Annotated in this window: 2 protein-coding genes; both read right to left on the bottom strand. The window is 62.5% G+C overall.

Going from position 1 to position 1,755, the window contains the following annotated elements; translation table 11 throughout:
• Window positions 1-903, bottom strand: a 903-nt coding sequence (locus EN935_RS34400; protein ID WP_164771619.1) for a mannitol dehydrogenase family protein, incomplete at its 3' end; no start/stop codon positions are given.
• Between the two features lie 159 nt (window positions 904-1,062).
• A partial coding sequence (locus tag EN935_RS34395) for an L-iditol 2-dehydrogenase (RefSeq protein ID WP_127374148.1) occupies window positions 1,063-1,755 on the bottom strand: 693 nt, incomplete at its 5' end.

The raw sequence follows: 1,755 nt of genomic DNA, 5'->3' as shown, positions 1-1,755 counted from the left end.
GCCATTGAGGATGCGGATCTTCATCAGTTCGTAGGGCGCGACGTCTTTGACGAACTGCACGCCGACCCTTTCAAGCGGCGGCCGGCCATTGGTGAAATGGTCTTCCAGCACCCATTGCCGGAACGGCTCGCAGAACACCGGCCAGTTGTCTTCGAGGCCAAAGTCCTTGGCCAGGATGCCGCGTTCGCGGTCGGTAGTGGCCGGCGTGATGCGATCGACCATGCCGTTTGGAAAAGCGACATGCTCGCTGACCCAGTTCGCCAGATCCTCGTCGATCAAACGGGCCAGACCAATGACGCCGTCGGAGGTGACATGGCCATTGTGAGGAATGTTGTCGCACGACATCACCGTGAACGGCACGGTGCCCTCGTCGCGACGCCGGACCAGCCCGGCGAGAATGATGCCGAACACCGTCTTCGGCGTGGCGCCCGGTTGGGCGTCCGCGACGATGTCGGGATGGGTCGGGTTGAACACGCCGGAGGCCGGGTCGATGAAGTAGCCGCCTTCGGTGATGGTCAGCGAAACGATCTTGATCGCCGGGTCGGCCAGCCGTTCGATGATACCGGCCGCATCGCCGGGCATCAGGAAGTCGATCATGGCGCCGGTCACGCGGGCGCTCATATGGCCGCTGTCCTGCTCGACCACCGTGGTCAGCCAGTCCTGCTCTTCCAGCTTGGCGCGGCCGATCTTCTCGCCCTCGAACACGCCGGCGCCGACCAACGCCCAATCGTGGCCAATGCCCGAATTGAACAAATCGTCGAGATAGACGGCCTGATGCGAGCGATGGAAATTGCCGACGCCGAAATGCACGATACCGGCCTTGAGCGTTGCGCGGTCATACTTCGGACCGGCGACCTCAGTGGGCAGCTTGGATAGGTTTGAGGACGAGAGTTTCACGGTCATCTGTTTTACCCTTTGGCCGGGTTTCGGCCTTCGTTACTCCCTCTCCCGGTCTTCACGCGGAGAGGATAGGGGGGAGCACATCTTGCGAGGTCGATGCGGCCTCTGATGTCGGCCTCTGCTCCCCGCGGAGGGACGGAGAGCAGAGGCCGGTCCCCGCCCTCAACTCATCCACTGGCCGCCGTCGACATTGTAGGTCTGGGCGACGATGTATTCGGCGTCGCTGCTGGCGAGAAAAACCGCCATGCCGGTAAGGTCCTGCGCCGTGCCCATGCGGCCGTACGGCACCGCCTCGCCAACCAGCTTCTTCTTCTCGCCCCTTGGCCGGTTTTCATATTTGGCGAACAGCGAATCGACATGATCCCAGTGCTCGCCGTCGACGACACCAGGGGCAATCGCGTTGACGTTGATACGGTGCTTGATGAGGTCGAGCCCCGCCGACTGGGTCAGCGAGATGACAGCGGCCTTGGTGGCGCAATAGACGCCGACAAGCGCCTCGCCGCGTCGCCCGGCCTGGCTCGCCATGTTGATGATCCTGCCGCCCCGGCCAGCGGCGATCATCGAGCGAGCAGCCGCCTGCAGCATGAACAGCGTGCCGGCGACATTGACGGAAAACAATTTGTCGTAGCTTGCCTTGGTGATCTCGACGATCGGTGCCAGATCGAACAGAGCGGCGTTGTTGATCAGGATATCGAGGCCACCGGTCTTCGTCTCCACCGCTTTCACCGCCGCCTCGATCGAGGCGAGGTCGGTGACGTCGAGCTTGACAGCATAGGCCTTACCGCCAATCTCGTCTGCCGTCTTCTGCTTGAAATCAACACTGCTGAAGCCGGGACCGCCGTCGGACCATACCAC

Origin of the sequence: Mesorhizobium sp. M7D.F.Ca.US.004.03.1.1 (assembly GCF_003998635.1) — a bacterium.
GTDB classification, from domain to species: domain Bacteria; phylum Pseudomonadota; class Alphaproteobacteria; order Rhizobiales; family Rhizobiaceae; genus Mesorhizobium; species Mesorhizobium loti.
The sequence above is the reverse complement of the archived record's forward strand: the minus strand, read 5'-3'. Positions and strand labels throughout refer to the sequence as shown.